This is a genomic window from Marinobacter sp. SS5-14b (assembly GCF_030541005.1).
Taxonomy (GTDB): Bacteria; Pseudomonadota; Gammaproteobacteria; order Pseudomonadales; family Oleiphilaceae; genus Marinobacter.
The window spans coordinates 733,085-750,888 of record NZ_JASSVM010000002.1 but is presented as its reverse complement, the minus strand read 5'-3'; the positions used below and the strand labels follow the sequence as shown (position 1 = coordinate 750,888).

The 17,804-nt window shown below is 56.6% G+C and carries 11 protein-coding genes and 1 tRNA gene; 9 read left to right on the top strand and 3 right to left on the bottom strand.

Annotated elements, in window-relative coordinates:
• Window positions 1-11 precede the first annotated feature (11 nt).
• From rpsU to QPL95_RS07350, 9 genes are all read left to right on the top strand, one after another.
• Window positions 12-227 carry a 30S ribosomal protein S21 gene (rpsU, locus tag QPL95_RS07390; RefSeq protein ID WP_007350211.1) on the top strand — a complete coding sequence of 72 codons (216 nt, stop codon included), beginning with the start codon at window positions 12-14 and terminating at the stop codon, window positions 225-227.
• A 152-nt stretch (window positions 228-379) separates the two neighbouring features.
• Window positions 380-2,134: a DNA primase gene (gene dnaG, locus QPL95_RS07385; protein WP_303290342.1), complete on the top strand. Its 1,755-nt coding sequence runs from the start codon at window positions 380-382 to the stop codon at window positions 2,132-2,134.
• Between the two features lie 118 nt (window positions 2,135-2,252).
• Window positions 2,253-4,103: an RNA polymerase sigma factor RpoD gene (gene rpoD, locus QPL95_RS07380; RefSeq protein ID WP_303290341.1), complete on the top strand. Its 1,851-nt coding sequence runs from the start codon at window positions 2,253-2,255 to the stop codon at window positions 4,101-4,103.
• 62 nt (window positions 4,104-4,165) lie between these two features.
• Window positions 4,166-4,242 (top strand) — tRNA-Ile (locus QPL95_RS07375).
• A 200-nt stretch (window positions 4,243-4,442) separates the two neighbouring features.
• On the top strand, window positions 4,443-5,048 hold the full coding sequence (locus tag QPL95_RS07370; protein ID WP_303290340.1) for a PEP-CTERM sorting domain-containing protein: 606 nt from the start codon (window positions 4,443-4,445) through the stop codon (window positions 5,046-5,048).
• Between the two features lie 305 nt (window positions 5,049-5,353).
• A complete protein-coding gene (gene aupA, locus QPL95_RS07365; RefSeq protein WP_303290339.1) occupies window positions 5,354-6,691 on the top strand; it encodes an alkane uptake protein AupA in 1,338 nt (445 codons plus the stop codon).
• 13 nt (window positions 6,692-6,704) lie between these two features.
• Entirely contained in the window at window positions 6,705-9,965 is a 3,261-nt protein-coding gene (locus tag QPL95_RS07360) for an Ig-like domain-containing protein (RefSeq protein ID WP_303290338.1), read from the top strand.
• Between the two features lie 178 nt (window positions 9,966-10,143).
• A complete protein-coding gene (locus tag QPL95_RS07355; protein WP_303290337.1) occupies window positions 10,144-12,441 on the top strand; it encodes a molybdopterin-dependent oxidoreductase in 2,298 nt (765 codons plus the stop codon).
• A gap of 25 nt (window positions 12,442-12,466) precedes the next feature.
• On the top strand, window positions 12,467-12,925 hold the full coding sequence (locus QPL95_RS07350; RefSeq protein WP_303290336.1) for a DUF2489 domain-containing protein: 459 nt from the start codon (window positions 12,467-12,469) through the stop codon (window positions 12,923-12,925).
• A 278-nt stretch (window positions 12,926-13,203) separates the two neighbouring features.
• Here QPL95_RS07350 and QPL95_RS07345 read toward each other — a convergent pair whose 3' ends face one another.
• From QPL95_RS07345 to QPL95_RS07335, 3 genes are all read right to left on the bottom strand, one after another.
• Window positions 13,204-14,571, bottom strand: a complete 1,368-nt coding sequence (locus QPL95_RS07345) for an HDOD domain-containing protein (protein ID WP_303290335.1) — start codon at window positions 14,569-14,571, stop codon at window positions 13,204-13,206.
• 114 nt (window positions 14,572-14,685) lie between these two features.
• A complete protein-coding gene (gene recG / locus QPL95_RS07340) occupies window positions 14,686-16,761 on the bottom strand; it encodes an ATP-dependent DNA helicase RecG (protein WP_303290334.1) in 2,076 nt (691 codons plus the stop codon).
• 8 nt (window positions 16,762-16,769) lie between these two features.
• Window positions 16,770-17,729 (bottom strand): hydrogen peroxide-inducible genes activator, encoded by a 960-nt coding sequence (locus QPL95_RS07335; protein ID WP_303290333.1) that lies wholly within the window; start codon window positions 17,727-17,729, stop codon window positions 16,770-16,772.
• Between the last annotated feature and the right edge of the window lie 75 nt (window positions 17,730-17,804).

The following is a 17,804-nucleotide window of genomic DNA, read 5'->3' as shown; positions in this document are numbered from 1 at the left end:
GTGATTGTCGAATGCCAGCTGTTAAACTGAAAGAGAACGAACCGTTTGACGTAGCACTGCGTCGCTTCAAGCGTTCCTGCGAAAAAGCCGGTGTACTGTCTGAAGTACGTCGTCGCGAACACTACGAGAAGCCAACTTCCGTACGTAAGCGCAAAGCAGCTGCTGCCGTAAAGCGTCATCTCAAGAAGCTTCAGCGGGAACAGCGCAAGTTCGAGCGTCTGTACTGAGTTCAGACCGCATCGACAGCAAGACTGATTGCCGGAACGGCGTTTCGCCTTATCCGGCAAACTGAAAATGCCGCCGAGGCCTGGCTTCGGCGGCATTTTTGGCTATGGTGAATAACGTTTGTATCCGGCACCCCGGATGAAGTGGAGCCACCATGAGCGGACTGATCCCTCAACGATTTGTTGAAGACCTGCTGGATCGTATTGATCTGGGGGAATTGATCGGATCCCGCATTACTCTCAAAAAAGCCGGCGGCAATTACAAGGCCTGCTGTCCGTTCCACGACGAGAAAACACCCTCGTTCAACGTTCGGCCAGACAAAGGCTTCTATCACTGCTTCGGCTGCGGCGCTCATGGCGACGCCATCAGCTTTATTCGTGAATTTGAGGGGCTGGGCTTCACCGAAGCAGTAGAAGAACTGGCCAGGCGCGCCGGCATGGAAGTGCCCTACGACATGGCCGCCAAACAGGAAATGCAACAGGCCCGAACGCTGACTGATGCGCTGGAGTTTGCCAGCAAGTTTTACCACTCAGCACTGGCCAGTCAACAAGGCGCCTACGCACGGGATTATCTGAAGCAGCGCGGCCTGGACGACGCCATCATTCAGCGTTACCAGATTGGTTTTGCACCAGGCACCGGTACAGCCCTGTACGATGCAGCCCCCAAAGACCTGAAAGGGCCGCTACTGGAAACCAAAACGGTTTCCGACAAATACGGCAGGCCCAGAGATCTGTTCCGCAACCGGGTCATGTTCCCGATACGGAATACCCGGGGCAAAACCATTGCATTCGGTGGTCGCACCCTGGGTGACGACAAGGCCAAGTACATCAACTCGCCGGAATCGGACGTATTCCATAAAAGCCGCGAGATTTATGGCCTGCACGAAGCCCGGCTCGCCGTCCGCCAGCTCGACAAACTGCTGGTGGTAGAAGGCTACATGGACGTGATTGCCCTGGCCCAGCACGGCATTGATTTCGCCGTCGCTACCCTGGGTACAGCGACCAATCAGGACAGCCTGACCGCGCTGCTCAAGCAGGTTCGGCACATTGTGTTTTGCTTTGACGGCGACCAGGCTGGTTTACGCGCCGCCGATCGGGCCATGGAAAACGCACTTGAGCTCATGGCAGACGGCCTGCATTTGCAGTTTCTGATCATGCCCCAGGGCGAGGACCCGGATACATTGGTCCGCAAAGAAGGCGCCGACGCCTTCCGAACAAGAATTGAAGGCGCAGCACCACTCTCGCGCTTCCTGTTCGACCGCCAGAGTGAAGGCCTGGACCTGCAGCTACCGGAGCACCGCGGCGAACTCCGAGCCAGAGCCGAGCCGCTGCTGAACAAAATGCCCCGCAGCACGCTACGGGATGCCATGTGGCAAGAGATGCTGCGTTTGTGCGGTGGCCGAAACCAATGGCAGAGCCGACAACAGAACAGCCCGAACTACAAAGCTAAAGGCTGGCGTGGCGAACGCCAAAACCGCCCAACAGAAGAGCGGATTGACGTAAAACTGAGCAAAGACAGCACGCTATGTCTCGCTTTGCTGGAGTTACCGGAGTTGGCCACAGAAGTGAAAGCACTGGCCGATAGCACACGGCAACTGGCGCAAGCCGGGCGCTTGTCCGGCTGGCTGCTGGAGCAAAACATCCAGACCCGCAAAGCATTGGTGACGGGGCTGGCAACAGACAAACAGGCCCGCGACAGGTTCTACAACCTGTTTGACGGACTGGAGCACATACCGGCACGGGAAAGCACACTGGCTGCGGCCAGAGAGCTATTAAGCCCGAACGAAGAGGCCGCGCGCCAGCAAAGACTGGCAACTCTGCTCCGGAACCTGGCAAAGCTCACCCCGGAAGAACGGGACGAGCTACGAACCCTCAGCGCCGGTACGTTAAATCCGCACGCTGAGGACTGAGCACTTGAAACTTAGGCCACTGATCACCATCTAACCATTCGGTGGCAGACCAGATAAGCGACAGCTATAATGGCTGTTTAACTTTTTTCCTCTTTAAAAGCGAGTTCACAGGGTGTCTATGTCAGGCAGTTCGCAGAAATCACGTTTGAAAGACCTCATCGCGCGAGGCAAGGAACAAGGTTACCTGACTTACGCCGAGGTAAACGATCACCTGCCGGAAGATATCGCAGATCCGGATCAGGTTGAAGATATTATCCGGATGATCAACGACATGGGTATCCAGGTGTGCGAAGAAACACCGGATGCTGATACCCTGCTGATGACCGAAGGTGACTCCACCGCCGACGAAGCTGCGGCTGCCGAAGCAGCTGCTGCCCTCGCTGCTGTCGAATCCGACGCCGGGCGCACCACCGACCCGGTTCGCATGTACATGCGCGAAATGGGTACCGTTGAGCTACTGACTCGCGAAGGCGAGATCGTCATTGCCAAGCGGATCGAAGAAGGCATCCGTGACGTTATGGCCGCTGTCGCCCATTTCCCGGGCACCGCGGGCACCGTGATTCAGGCTTACGACCGTATCATCGAAAACGAAGGCCGGATCAGCGACATCGTGACCGGCTTCCTCGACCCGGACGACGCCGAGCCGTTCATGGGCGAAGACACCAGCGAAGATACGTCCTCCGATGATAGCGACAACAGCGTCGACGACAATGATGACGATACCGACGAAGAAGAAAAAGAGAGTGGACCGGATCCGGAAGAGACCCGCCTGCGCTTCGAGCTGTTAAAAGAAAAGCTGGACGCTGCCAACAACGCCCTGGCCAAACACGGTCGTGGCCACAAGAAAACCCAGGAAGCCCTGAACGAGCTGGGCCAGGTATTTGCTCCGTTCAAGCTCGGCAACAAAGCCTTTGATGAGCTGGTCAACGTCGTTCGTTCCACCAACGATCTGGTTCGCGAAAATGAAAGGGCCATCATGCAGATCTGCATCCGCGACTGCAAAATGCCCCGCAAGGATTTCATCAAGGAGTTTCCAGGCAACGAAGTAAACCTGGACTGGGCACCGAAGATTGCCAAGAGCAAAAAGCCCTACGGCCCTGCGATCAATGAGCGCCTGGACGAGATCGTCCGCCTGCAAAAGCGCATTCACAACGTACAGGCCGAAGTGGATCTGGACGTGGTTGATATCAAAGAGATCAACCGTCGCGTATCGATCGGGGAAGCCAAAGCCCGCCGCGCCAAAAAAGAGATGGTCGAGGCCAACCTGCGACTGGTTATTTCCATCGCCAAGAAGTACACCAACCGCGGCTTGCAGTTCCTGGACCTGATTCAGGAAGGCAACATCGGCCTGATGAAAGCGGTCGACAAGTTTGAATACCGTCGCGGCTACAAGTTCTCTACCTACGCCACCTGGTGGATTCGTCAGGCCATCACCCGCTCCATTGCGGACCAGGCCCGGACCATCCGGATTCCGGTACACATGATCGAAACGATCAACAAGCTCAACCGTATTTCCCGACAGATGCTGCAGGAAATGGGCCGCGAGCCGACCCCGGAAGAGCTTGGCGAGCGCATGGAAATGCCGGAAGACAAGATCCGCAAGGTGCTGAAGATCGCCAAAGAGCCGATCTCCATGGAAACCCCTATCGGTGACGATGAAGACAGCCATCTGGGCGATTTCATCGAAGACATCCAAGCCCTGTCGCCGGTGGATTCCGCCACGGCCGAAGGCCTGCGCGAAGCGACCCGCTCCGTGCTGGCCGGCCTGACCGCTCGTGAATCCAAGGTACTGCGCATGCGCTTCGGTATCGAAATGAACACCGACCACACCCTGGAAGAAGTCGGCAAGCAGTTCGATGTCACCCGGGAGCGTATCCGTCAGATCGAAGCCAAGGCTCTGCGCAAACTGCGCCACCCTTCCCGCTCCGATCACCTGCGCGGCTTTATTGACGATCAGGGCAACGGATAAACCAGAAAACACAGTAGCGGGCGCCAACCCTCATGGGTATAATGGCGCCCGCTTTGTTTTCCGGGCCTATAGCTCAGTTGGTTAGAGCAGAGGACTCATAATCCTTTGGTCCCTGGTTCGAGTCCAGGTGGGCCCACCATTAGTATCTTAACCCCCCCTCGCAACGCACCTCTTCGCATTGTCCAGCTGTCTCGCGTCCTCCCTTCCTGTTTATGTCGACATTTCTTACACTCCTGCAACAAGGCATTTTCAAAGAGCCTTGAAATCAGCCACATACTGATTTGGCGCAGTTCCTGCTTAGTTCTCCTGTAGAGCACTAACCCAGGGAGGGCGAGCCTCATGAAATCCATATCAACGCTTTTATTACTTGCCGCATTTTCCACATGGGCCTCACAGGCCGCGGCTGCACCCATATCCTGCGGCATCTACGACACCGATGATGCCACAGCCAACGGCGCAACCGCCGATAACTGCGACTACGTGTCCGGCGGAGTGGCGTCCACCGGTGACCTGATCAACCACGTCGATTCTGTTTGGGGCGCAGGTGGCAGCTTTGACTACATCGGGAAATATGAAGACGGTTCGGGTACCGAGGCGGGCGATCTGGCCGGCTTCACGCTGACCGCTGGCAGCGGTAGTAACGGCTACCTGTTTTCTTACACACTCACCGTTCCCCAGAGCTGGGTAGGTACAACCGTCGACTGGGTTCTGGGCATCAAGCAGTCCAATGACAGTTTCGTCAGCTACCTGTTCGAAGGCGTCGTTCTTGGCATTGATGGCAACTTCAACAACTACTGGTTGAACCCTCAAGGCAAGCCGGTCAACGACTACTCGTTTGCAGCAGGCTTCATTCGCACGGTCACCGTGCCTGAGCCTGGCACTCTGGCTTTGTTTGGTTTAGGTCTTGCAGGTCTGTTTGTTGCCAGGCGCAACCGTAAAGCCTAACCCTGACTTGTCAGAATTTTTTACATCCTGAAAGCTCCCTGCGGGGAGCTTTTTTATGCACTAGATCCCATCCCCCGAAACAATTCGCAACAAAAAAATACACGCCGGGCCCATTAAGCCCATGAGATTCCGTCATTTTTACTCAATACTCAGGCATACGTGGTACTGCAGACACGACTCTGTGTCAAAAATGCCAACGTCCTGATGTAACAAGCCCAATACACTTAAACCTGAACAAGCGTACCAGTCCCCGTTCCCAAACTGCGGGGCTGAGCACAACAACAAAGAGCGAACGGAGTGTATCAATGGTTCTTCCCACCCGATTTTCTGTACGGGCGGTGTCCCTTGCAGTTGCAGCAGTTTCCGCCACCCTCTCCATGACCGCCAGCGCCAGCATGGGAAACCTCGGTACCAGCTATGGAGTTATGCCTGTAGATGTTGCCACGGCCCAATCGCTGTCCATGTTTAATGATCAGGTTTCCGCCACCTACTACAATCCTGCGGCCCTGACCAAAGATAGCCGTGGTGAACTGACCACCGGCATTCTGCACGCAGAGCAGGAACTCCGCTCGGCCAACCCGAATGCCAGTGGCGATGTGCTGTCCAGCTCACCCAGCCAACACGTTCTGATTGGTATGAAAACCAATCTTGGCTCTCTTACCCGGTTCAAGCACCCGCTTTACCTGGGGTTCATTGCCGGCGTTGAGAAATACGGTAAGGAAATGCTGGCGTTCAGCTCCGAGACCACCGAAACCGGCCAGTACCTGCAATACGGGAAGGAACCCCTGTTCCTTAACGTAGGTGGCGCCACCCAGCTGTGGCGAGGTATCTCCGGAGGCGCTTCCGTACGCGTCACACTCGACGCCGCAGCACAGCTCGACGCGGTTTCCACCCTAGGTGGTGAAACCAGCCGAGAGCGGCTCTCGGTGAACGCCGAACCCTCCCTGAAAACAATCCTGGGTACGAATATTGATTTCGGCAGCACATTTTGCCCGGACAGCGAGTGCTTCATGACCGGGTGGGAAGCCGCAGTTACCTATCGGACCAAGTCTGCTGCCTCTACCTCCGTCGATTCGAACATCATCGTGACCCAAACCATCCCGGACCCGGGTCTGAGCCTGGCGGTGTCCACCATCGATTCATTCCAGCCGGAAACCCTGGCCATTGGTGCACAGTACTCCGGCGACGGCTGGCGTATCGGCGGCAGCGTTGAGCAGCAGAACTGGTCTGAACTGGAAAAAGAGTTCGGTAATGACAGCATCAAAGACCAGGGCTCAGTGTCCCCCGCCAACCGTATCGGCTTCGACGACATTCTGGTTCCCCGGCTGGGTGCGGAGTACCAGCTCAACAAAAATTTCGCGGTACGGGGCGGACTGGCGCTCGAAGAATCACCACTGAAGACCACCCGCAATCCGGAACTCAACTACCTGGATACTGACAAGATTGTGGTGGGCCTCGGCATCAGCGCAACCTATGATCGCACCCGCCTGCTCGCCCACCCGGTGCGGCTGGACCTGGGTTACCAGTATCAGCAACTGCAAGAGCGAGATTTCACATTGGTCGACTATGACGGCACGGAAACCAACGTCACTGCCGATGGCGAAATCCACGTAATCAGCGGCTCCATCACCCTGAAGTTCTGAGGAGAAGCAGGCCATGAAATACAATAAAACACTGGCACTGATCCCCGCCATTCTGCTTGCAGCCTGCGGGGGCGATGAACAGGTCGTCAAAGAAAAAGTCACTCCCGGCTCCGTCGTGTACTCCTACCCCATGGACGGGCAGGCGGATGTCAGCCCGAAAGCCGACATCGTTCTGCGCTTCTCCCACGCCATTGTGGATGATGAAGAAACACTGGCAGGGAAGATTCAGCTTGCGACCGAAACCGGCTCGCCCACGTTCACTGTCAAAAAAATAGACGGTGGCAAAAGCCTGAAGCTGGAAATCGCGGACGACCAGAAACTGGCAAGCAAAGCCAGCTACGCTGTAACCTTCAATGAGCCTCTCGCTGCCGAAGGCGGGCGTGCTATTGGCACCCCCAACGCGAGCGGCGAAGCAGGCATTCAGTTCAACACACGTGCTGAGTTTTCTGGCATTGCTGACCTGGCAACCACGGCCGACCGGTTCCAGGTCGCCTGGCAGGTGCCGGCTACGGGCAGCCAGTTCCAGGCTATGAATTTTTCCACATTCCGGTTAGCCATGACCCACCCGGTTCACCCCCGGTGGAAAGACCTTGAGGGATCTATCGAGCTGCTGGATGGAAACGGAGCAACCGTTCCTGCCACGGTTCTGGTGAAAGGCAATCGCATTACCGTTGACCCCTGCATAACGGAAGACCCCCAGCAGTGCGGCAGCAAAGCCGACATTCTGAATGCCGGCGAAGCTTACACCCTGAAGCTCAGCAATCTGGCCAGCCTGACCAACGGCCCAGATGGTGAGCGCTTCAACCAGGAATTCACCTTTACGCCCCGGGATACCGGCCCGACGGTTGTCCTGCAGCAGTCAGCTGTCGACTCAAACGGCGGGGCGGTCAGCTCGGTGCTGAACGACCAAGCCATCAACGCTGTTACTCTGAACTCAGTTCTCCAAGGTGTTGCGGGCCCGTCGCAACAAACCGGTGATTTGTTTGCCGAACTGGCCTACGCCCCGGCTTTTGGGGCTGACGAGGCATTGCCCTTGCGCATTCCGAAAGGCAGCGTGTTAACGAGCACCAGCCTCGATGTGCTGGTTGGCGGCAAAGTGCCGGTACTCGATGCCGCAACCGGGCTGCTTCAGACCACAGGTGATATCAAAGTCACCATGCTTTCAGATGCCTCCGGCTACATGAGTCCAAACCAATACACGGACGATATCAACGCACCGCGCCACATTACCCTGTTTATGGACGTTTCCATGAACACGGTCGAAGCACAACCCAACGCCGCCCTGTCCCAGGATCTGATGGGCGTTGAGCTAAGGGGCATCGCCATGGTGCAGAACGGCGTGTTGACGATCGACGCCATCGGCATGGTCGAGCCCAACCTGCTTGGCCAGGAATACACCGATTCAACCATCGCCTTTCACCTGCAGGCCGCGACGGACGTCGACTCCGTTCTCGATGCCGAAATGCTGCGCGAGATGGACAATACGCCACCTCAACTGGTGAGCTGGATGCCCGGGGCAGAAGACGCGATTCCGGCCACCCGCCAGTCCATGCAACGGCCGGGAGACCCGGTGATTCTGTTTTTCGATGAGCCGCTGGATCCAGCGTCGATCGAAGGCTCAGTCGTACTGTTTGGCGATAATCAGGAAGTTGGATCAGTGCGCGCGCAACTGGACGGGACTACATTGGCTCTTCAACCAAGCGATGGCTTACAGCATGGAGTAGAGTATCAACTGCAAATAAGCGGCATTACCGACATTGCGGGTAACGCTGCATCCCTTTCACCACTGACGTTTTCTTTACCTGAGACTGATGACGATAGCGGGACAATTACCCAGCAGTCACCGTTTGCCCTGACGACCTACCCGGGGTACCCCTGTGTAACAGAAGGATACGATCTGGCGAATAATTCACACGGCTACTGTAAGGACGCCGCCGGTGAAAATCTGCCGAACGACAACTCAGGTAACGCACAAAGCCGTGAGGTTCTGCCCCTCACAACACTCCCGGCAGACCGACCCATTGTCGTCGTTTTTTCACAGTCCATGGACATGGACTCAATTCGGCTAAATGATACCTTCCTTGTTGAGAAAGTGGACACCAATGGCAACGTTGAAACCTCTGTGGCTGGGCGCCTGGAGAAGAACCATCAACGTATCCGCTTCTACCCGGATGAACGATGGGAACCAGGTGCTTTGTACCGCTACACTCTTGTTTCAGCGGTAAATGGAAATTGCCAAGAAGTAATCTGTGGAGCTAACGGCCGCGCATTTCAGACCGATCTTTTGCTCGATCCAGAAGACAATGGCGGTGCGCCGCTGACCATATTCTTCCGGGGCAATGAAAGCGTATCCACGGTTTTCACACCTTTAAGGAATCTACCAATCCGGGATGCCAACTCCAACTACTATATTGAAGAGTTCGAGACCTTTAATTTCGTAAACGCAAAAGATGAAACGGGGCAACTCCTTGCGAATTACGAAACACCCCCAAATGCAGCACGACTTGCGATGAACGGAAACGCTGTTGTACTGGGAAATAATGGTGGTTCGGATGCGAACGCACGAGTTGGCTGCTCCTATGAAGAAAGCGAACAGTGCTGGGATAAAAAATACATATACCAGACCTATGGACTGAATACCGAAGTTGTCGGACCGGAAATCGACCCGGAAACAGGGAAGGAAACAGGCAACATCAAGGTTCTCCTATACCCAACGATGCTTGTAACCACCCCAGCAAAAGTCTGGTACAACCTTCTCGGCCCCTCAGAGTCCGACACTGGTCCCCAGATTCTTAGAATGCGATACCAGGAGCCGTCAGGAGACAACCCTCTAGGTTTAGTTGAGGGCCTCATCATAACCGGTGAAAACGGTGCCCCACGCTTCCAAGTCAACGCGGATCTTCTACTTGATGCGCCAAATCTTCACCTACCGATCGAAGGGTTACTGGCTCATAACCTATTCAGCTATCCATTCACTTTAGAACTCGATGGTGCGATCACATTCTTTGACGATGGCCGGATGCAGATCGAGCAAAGAAACACCAATACACCACTCATTACTGTAGATGTCGCGGGCTCTAGCGATGCCACATCAGGGCTCCTTGGTTTCGTGAGCTGCCTCGGGAGTATCTTCACAGGCGGTGGCTTAGGAGCCTGCGAGGAACTCGCCAGCGGCACAAGCAAGGCTGTACAGCTTCCATTGAAAATTCCGCCACAAGGCGTCTACCTCAATTTCGTCTCCAACCCGGTAAAAGACCTGCCCGCCCAGCAGTAATTCAGGCTTCCCTCTCCTCTGGCCAGCCCCTTCGGGCTGGCCTTTTTTAGGGCATTTTCGTGATTCATCCGGCAATCACTTTTTCACCTTGCCATCATTTCCTGCTAATCTGGTTTCACTTTGAAACCAAGATCACAGCAGCCTGCGAAATCAGCACAAAAACAATTCGGGAGTTTCCATGGAAAACGGCACCCATTACCGCACCTGCCACCTTTGTGAAGCCATGTGTGGCGTTGCCATTGAAGTTCAGAGTGGCAAGATTGCAACCATCAAGGGTGATGACAACGACCCGCTGAGCCGTGGCCATATCTGCCCGAAGGCGGTGGCGCTGCAGGATCTGCATGAAGATAGGGACAGGTTGCGCAAGCCGATTCGCAAAACCGCCACTGGCTGGCAGGAAATGTCCTGGAACGACGCCTTTGATCTGGTTGCACGGCGCCTCCATGAAGTCCGCAAAGCCCACGGCAAGAACAGTGTCGGCGTTTATCTGGGCAACCCGAATGTGCACAATCACGGCGCACTGATGACCACCACCACGCTGCTCCGGGCGATTGGCACCCAGAACCGTTTTTCGGCGACATCAAACGATCAGCTGCCACACATGCTGGCCAGCCTGGAGATGTTCGGGCACCAGGTGCTCTTTCCGGTACCGGATATCGACAACACCGACCTGTTTATCTGCATAGGCGCTAACCCGATGGCGTCCAACGGCAGCCTTATGACCGTGCCGGATGTCCGCGGACGTTTGAAGGAGCTGAATCAACGCGGTGGCAAGCTGGTGGTGATCGACCCTCGCCGCACGGAAACCGCCCGTATTGCGGACGAGTTCCATTTTATCCGCCCGGGCACCGATGCTCTGCTGCTGATGGCCATGGTCCATACGTTGTTTGAAGAGAACCTGGTGAACCTGGGCGCCAGCACGCCACTGGTCAAAGATTCAGACCTGTTACAACTGGCCTCCCTGAGCTTCACTCCGGAGCTGGTTGCTGAGCGTACGGGCATCAGTGCCGAGACCGTTCGCCAGCTGACCCGAAAGCTGGCCACCACCCCCAAAGCTGCGCTTTACACCCGCATGGGCACCAGCACGCAGGCCTTCGGCGGCACCACTACCTGGCTGGCCTATTGCCTGAACATTCTCACCGGTAAGTTGGACGTTCCCGGTGGCATGATGTTTACCCAGCCAGCAGTCGATCTGGTGGCCTTGGGCGCCATGGCGGGGCAGGCTGGGCATTTTGGCAAACGTCACAGCCGGGTGCGCAAGCTGCCGGAGTTTGGCGGCGAGTATCCCGCCAGCACCATGGCAGATGAAATGCTGACCCCGGGCGAGGGGCAAATCCGTGCCTTTGTTTCCATCGCCGGCAATCCAGTACTCTCAAATCCCGACGGCCAGAGAATGGATGAGGCTCTCGCCGGGCTGGATTTTATGGTGTCGGTGGATTATTACCTGAACGAAACCACCCGTCATGCCGATGTTATTCTCCCGCCTACCGCCGCCCTCGAGCGCAGCCATTACGATCTGATCTTTAACATGGTGGCGGTGCGCAATGTGGCCAAATACAGCGAAGCCCTGTTCGAGCCGGCGCCGGATTCCCGCCACGACTGGCAGATCATGCTGGAACTGACGCACCGACTGGAGCGACAGCGTAAGGGCGGCAAATTACCCTTGAGAACAGAGTTGGGCTGGAAGGCTTTCAAAAAACTGGGGCCTGACCCGCTGCTGGATATGATGCTGCGTACCGGCCCCTACGGTGCCGACCCTGGCCGGATGGGCGCGATAATCCAGCCCGCCGTAGACCTGGTGCTGGACATACTGCCTGACCGCCACCCACTCAAAGCCCTCGCCCGCCTGAGCCCGCTCAACCGGCACTGGCACAATCTGCCCAAAGGGCTGTCACTGTCCGCACTGAAGCAAAACCCCAGTGGTATCGATCTGGGCCCAATGCAGCCCACCCTGCCCGACCGATTGTATACCCGGGATGGCAAGATCAATCTGGCACCACGCCGTTACCTGGCCGATATGGAACGCCTGCAGGCTCTGCTGGAAAATTCTTCCAAAGGAGACAGCCTGACGCTCATCGGCCGACGGCATGTGCGCAGCAACAATTCCTGGATGCACAACAGCCGCCGACTGGTAAAGGGCAAGGACCGCTGCACCCTGATTATTCACCCGGACGATGCGCGGGCGCGGAAACTCGAACCGGGCATGCAGGCACAGATCTGCAAGGGCGAAAAGTTCATCGTGCTGCCCGTCGAGGTTTCCGAAGACATCATGCCAGGTGTGGTGTCTATTCCTCACGGCTGGGGCCACAACCGGCCCGGCACAGGGCAATCGGTGGCCGCGGCCCATGCCGGGGCCAGCATTAACGATTTGCTGGATGACACCCATATAGATCCCGTATCCGGCACTTCCGTGCTGAACGGGCAGGCAGTGGAGGTGAAAGTCTGGCACACTGACGCCCTTGCCAAACAGGCCTGATTCATCCAGTACAGGGATATTTATAATGCCGAGAGGACTGCAACTGAGCTTTATTATTTTCGGGCTGGTGGTTATCGGCATCCTGCTGTTTTATATCTGGCGGCAATCGCGGGTTCTCGCGGAAGAGCGCCTGCGCCAGAAGAAAGCGGAAGAGTTTCAGGCCAAACGCCGCGATGAAATGATTGAAAGCATCCGGATTATTGCGATGGCCATTGAGGAGAAGCAGGTCGAGTATTCAGAAGGCTGCCTTCGCATCAAGGGGCTGCTGGATTATGTGGCGCCCGACCTGCTTACTCAGGAGCCCTACCGGGTGTTTCGGGAGGTTCATGACAAGCTCAGCCATATGCCCACACACCGGGCAAGAAAAACCGCAGAGCCAGAGGTGATCCAGAAAATGGACATGGAACGGTTTGAGGTAGAGAAAGCGCATGCCGACGATATTCGCCGCGCCGCGACCGCCATTCGCCACTTTCGCTTTGATTAACCCGGAAGTTTTGTAACGCTTTGTAACGAGAAAAGAGCCTGTTTACTATTTTTTCACGTTAATTCAATGGGTTTGTCGCCGGACCAAAATTGAGACGCCGTTCACCTTTTTTCCGGCAGTCATTGTCCCTTTCCTTTTCCGAAGCTTTGTCTAAATTTAAATCAGGAGTGTGGCCTTGGCGCTTAAGGCGCGGCTCCTGCGTTGTTTTCTCCTGATAAGTTGGGACGACTCTGTAAAATGCGGATGATCTTGCCGGCCTTTTGAGCCGGCTTTTTTCATCAGCCTGGCGTCATCATGCCAGCCATCGCCATGATGCTGTCTTTACTGCGCACCAACTCATCAAAGTGGCTTTCCACCGCTTCACGATCCAGCCCCAGTTCTTCGAACACCTCATCACCCACAGGCTCTCCCGCACCGAGCGCGACACCACGGCTGGTCAACAGCTGACGGCCTAGCCACAGTATCCGGGCATAGTCACTGTGAGGGCCGTCATAGGCCGGGTTCTTCTGGTAGCGGATGGCCAGGGTGACTTCATCCGGCATGCCCCAGTTTTCCATGAGTTGCGCCGCAATCTGTTCCCGGGTGATCCCCAGCAGGTAATGCTCAATCACACTCGAATCGATGTTCGGATTAACTTCCAGTGACCGGCACACCAATTTGAAGTGCGGCGGAAACACCTGAGCTAACACGAGGTGGCCAAAGTTGTGCAGTAAACCAGCCAGGTAGGCCAAACCGAATAGTGGCCGCTTACCCCGGGGCATCAGGCTGGCCAGAATGCCTGCCGATTGCGCCTGCCAAATGGCCTGCTGCCAGTAATCCACATAGCCGTCCGGGTGGTCTTTCGGGTGTTTCAGTGCCCGGCCGAGCGCCAAGCCCATGGCCAGGTTCATCACCAGATCAAAGCCCAGAACCCTTGAGACGGCATCGTGTACCGAACTCACCTGCCCGGCAGCGGCATAAAAGGAAGAGGAGGCCCAACTGACAACCTGCGCGGCCAGGCTCGGATCACTCTCTACAACATCGACAAGGTCACCCATGACGGCATTCGGATTTACCCTCAAGTGAATGATGCGCTGCGCCGTCTCCGGCAAGGGCGGAAGCTCCAGGGTATCTTCCAGCCTTTGCTGGATGCGCAGCCCAGTAAACTTTTTCAGGGCCGAGTGGAGCTGGTCCCGGTCTGCGCTGTGATTATCCAGGTTGACGGATATCGAGTGGGTTTCCACCGCAAAATCATCCCGGTCGGCCTTGGCGGTCAGCTGCTGGAAATCGTCGATCGGCATCATGATGGCAAGGCCCTGCTCAGTCAGCTCAAGGGCGATACATTCAAGCTGGTCTACCCGGCGATCAATCACCGTCGGCCAACCGGTCAGTGACGGCAATGCTGGCAGCTCCTGGAGGCCTGCACGCTGGCGCACGCGGACTTGCTCACGGCGCTGCATCAAACGCAAATCACGGCCGAGGCTTTTGTTCAGCGCTTCCAGATCAAGCAGGTCGTCACGGCGGCAGATGGCCTGCAAATTACCCTGGCTATCATTCAGCAGCACCATTCTTAACAAATGGCCTGGTTTAACCTGGCTCACGCTTCGCAGAGAGACGCCCAAGGCGCTCTCACCTAAAGCTTGTTGAACCACAACGGGGAGTTCCATTGATGCCTCCGTGTGAGCATTTAAATTCTATGTAAGTGCATTCTGCAGTGAATATACGGCCATTAACAGGCAAATATTGGCAAGAGGAGGCCAAAGTCACGATTTCCCCGGGGCTCAGACTTCGCCGTAACGGATTTTCTCGCCCAGCCAGCGCCGAATCAGGGCGTCAACCACCCGGGGCTGCTTCATCAAAGCCGGCGCCATCTCTTTAACCGGCTCGATCCAGCCTTTGTCTCGCTCAAAATCCGCCAGCCGGAATTGCATCAAGCCGGTCTGCCGTGTACCCAGCACTTCGCCGGGCCCCCGGATTTCCAAATCTTTTTCAGCAATGACAAAACCATCCTGGCTGTCTCGCAATGCCTGCAGCCGGGCCTTGCCATTGCTGGACAGCGGGGGATGATACATCAACACACAAAAACTGGCCTGCTCCCCCCGGCCGACCCGCCCCCGGAGCTGGTGTAACTGGGCAAGCCCCAGACGCTCCGGGTTCTCGATAATAATAAGGGAAGCATTGGGCACGTCGACACCCACCTCAATCACCGTGGTTGCCACCAGGAGGTCCAGCTCACCATTTTTAAAGCATTCCATGACATCCGCTTTTTCCTGAGCTTTCAGGCGGCCGTGAACCAACCCCACTTTAAGGCCTGACAGGCGCTCCGTTAATTCCTGAGCCGTCACTTCTGCCGCCTGACATTGCAGGGCTTCAGATTCCTCAATCAGAGTGCAGACCCAATAAGCCTGACGACCGGCGCGACAGGCACCGCGCACCCGTTCGATGATATCTTCCCGGCGACTGTCCGGTAACACGATGGTTTCGATTGGCTTACGGCCAGGGGGCAGCTCATCAATGATGGACGTGTCCAAATCGGCGTAGGCGCTCATGGCCAGGGTGCGCGGAATGGGGGTGGCGGTCATGATCAGTTGGTGGGGCGCCAGCGTTCCGCCCACGCCTTTTTCCCTCAGTGCCAGGCGTTGATGGACACCAAAACGGTGCTGCTCGTCCACAATCACCAGTGCCAACCGATGAAACTGCACGTCATTCTGGAACAGCGCGTGCGTGCCAATAGCCACCTGTGCCACGCCATTTGCTACCGCTTCCAGCGCCTGCTGACGGGCCTTGCCTTTTACCTTGCCAGATAACCACGCCAGCTGAATCCCCAACGGCTCTAACCAGCCCCGGAAGTTGTTGTAATGCTGCTCGGCGAGTATTTCAGTGGGCGCCATCAAGGCAACCTGAGCGCCGGCCCCCAAGGCTTGCAGTGCAGCCAGAGCGGCCACAACCGTTTTGCCTGAGCCAACATCACCCTGTACGAGGCGCAGCATCGGTATTGGCTGGCTGAGATCCTGCCGGATCTCACGCATAACCTGCCTCTGGGCACCCGTAAGGCCGAACGGCAACTCTTCCAGAAAACGCTCGGTCAGATCTCCGGTTGGCAGCAACGGCAATGCTTCCCTGGCCTGAATCTGTTCCCGCACCTGCAGCAGGCTGAGCTGGTGCGCGAGCAGCTCCTCCATGACCAGCCTTTGCTGAGCGGGATGGCGCCCTTCCACCAATTGATGAACGGGCGCACCCGCAGGGGGAGAGTGCACGAGTTTTACGGCATCGGTAATGCCCGGCAGCTGATAATCCGCCAGTAGTTCAGGCGGCAGCCAATCTTGGATCGGATAGCGTTCGAGATACTGCAGGGCTTGCTGGCACAGGCTTCGCACCCTCGGTTGCTGAATACCCTCGGTCAGCGGATAGACCGGGGTCAGCGTGGCTTCGGAGGCCGGAGGCATGGGGGGTGGGTTGATCTGATACTCCGGATGGTAAAACTCGTAACCGGCCCGGCCGGGACGAACCTCGCCGAAGCATCGAACCCTCGCACCGTCACTCAGCTGGTTTTTTTGTGCTGCATTAAAGTGAAAGAAACGCATCACCAGAAACCCGCTGCTGTCCTTCAGGGTTACCTGAAGGCTGCGCCGACGGCCCATAATCAGGTCGGCTTTCATCACCTCCCCTTCCACCACCGCGATATCACCAATACGCAGGCTGCCCATGGGCACAATCCGTGTTCGGTCTTCGTATCGATAAGGCAGATGGAACAGGAGGTCCTGCATGGATTGGATGCCCAGTTTGGCAAGCTTCTCTGCCAGGGCGCTTCCTACGCCCTTGATCTGGGTGACGGAAATGTCGTCCAGTGACGTCATGGGGGGCCTCAGGCTTTCCTCGGGGCCACCGGCGTGTCTTTCTTCGCCTTCTCAATGACACGACACTGGCTGGCCGCCAGAGACAACACATCGATCGCCTTGGGCCGCGGAAAGGTTACGCGCCAGGCCAGAGCCACCGTGCGGAAGGGCACAGGAGCCGCAAATGGGCGAACCGCCAGAATATCTTCCTGATACTTGATCGCCGTCGCCGCAGAGAGTGGCAGTACCGTAATGCCCAGTCCAGAGGCCACCATGTGACGGATGGTTTCCAGGGAGCTACCTTCAGTCACGAGTGCCGGCCGGCCGTTATCGGAACGCTTGGTAATGGCATCCACCAGAGGTGGGCAGGATTCAAGCACCTGATCACGGAAACAATGGCCGGGGCCCAGCAACAGCAACTGTTCTTTCGCCAGCTCTTCTGCCGTCACCTCGTCCTTCTCGGTCAACGGGTGGTCCGCTGGCAACAGCACAACAAACGGCTCGTCATACAGTGGCAGGGTGACCACTTCCGGCTCTTCAAACGGCAACGCGATAATGATCGCGTCGAGATCTGAGTGCCGCAGCTTCTGGCGCAGATTCGCGGTGTAGTTTTCCTCAATGTACAGCGGCATTTCCGGGGCCGCCCGGCGCAACTCAGGTAACAGGTGCGGGAACAGGTAGGGGCCGATGGTATAAATGGCACCCACTTTCAGCGGCGAATTGAGCTGGTTCTTGCCATCCTGAGCCATATCACGGATAACGCCAACCTGATCGAGAACCCGCTGGGATTGTTCAATGATCCGCTGCCCCACTTCGGTAACCCGAATGCTGCTTTTGCTGCGCTCGAACAGTGAAATACCGAGCTCGTCTTCCAGTTTTTTCACCGCCACGCTCAGAGTAGGCTGGCTGACGTGACAACGCTCCGCGGCGCGCCCAAAATGCCTTTCCCGGGCAAGCGTAACAACGTATCGTAACTCGGTGAGGGTCATGGTGGGCTCCGGTCGGATTGTTCAGGTCGAAGTTGCACTTACTTTATCAGCCAAAGGATAAGGATTGAAATTGTC

Bases quoted from the DNA above. Each gene is read 5' to 3' on its own strand.
- rpsU (WP_007350211.1), top strand. From the start codon at position 12: ATGCCAGCTGTTAAACTGAAAGAGAACGAACCGTTTGACGTAGCACTG.
- rpoD (WP_303290341.1), top strand. From the start codon at position 2,253: ATGTCAGGCAGTTCGCAGAAATCACGTTTGAAAGACCTCATCGCGCGA.
- dnaG (WP_303290342.1), top strand. From the start codon at position 380: ATGAGCGGACTGATCCCTCAACGATTTGTTGAAGACCTGCTGGATCGT.
- QPL95_RS07345 (WP_303290335.1), bottom strand. From the start codon at position 14,571: ATGGAACTCCCCGTTGTGGTTCAACAAGCTTTAGGTGAGAGCGCCTTG.
- aupA (WP_303290339.1), top strand. From the start codon at position 5,354: ATGGTTCTTCCCACCCGATTTTCTGTACGGGCGGTGTCCCTTGCAGTT.
- QPL95_RS07350 (WP_303290336.1), top strand. From the start codon at position 12,467: ATGCCGAGAGGACTGCAACTGAGCTTTATTATTTTCGGGCTGGTGGTT.
- QPL95_RS07370 (WP_303290340.1), top strand. From the start codon at position 4,443: ATGAAATCCATATCAACGCTTTTATTACTTGCCGCATTTTCCACATGG.
- QPL95_RS07335 (WP_303290333.1), bottom strand. From the start codon at position 17,729: ATGACCCTCACCGAGTTACGATACGTTGTTACGCTTGCCCGGGAAAGG.
- QPL95_RS07355 (WP_303290337.1), top strand. From the start codon at position 10,144: ATGGAAAACGGCACCCATTACCGCACCTGCCACCTTTGTGAAGCCATG.
- recG (WP_303290334.1), bottom strand. From the start codon at position 16,761: ATGACGTCACTGGACGACATTTCCGTCACCCAGATCAAGGGCGTAGGA.
- QPL95_RS07360 (WP_303290338.1), top strand. From the start codon at position 6,705: ATGAAATACAATAAAACACTGGCACTGATCCCCGCCATTCTGCTTGCA.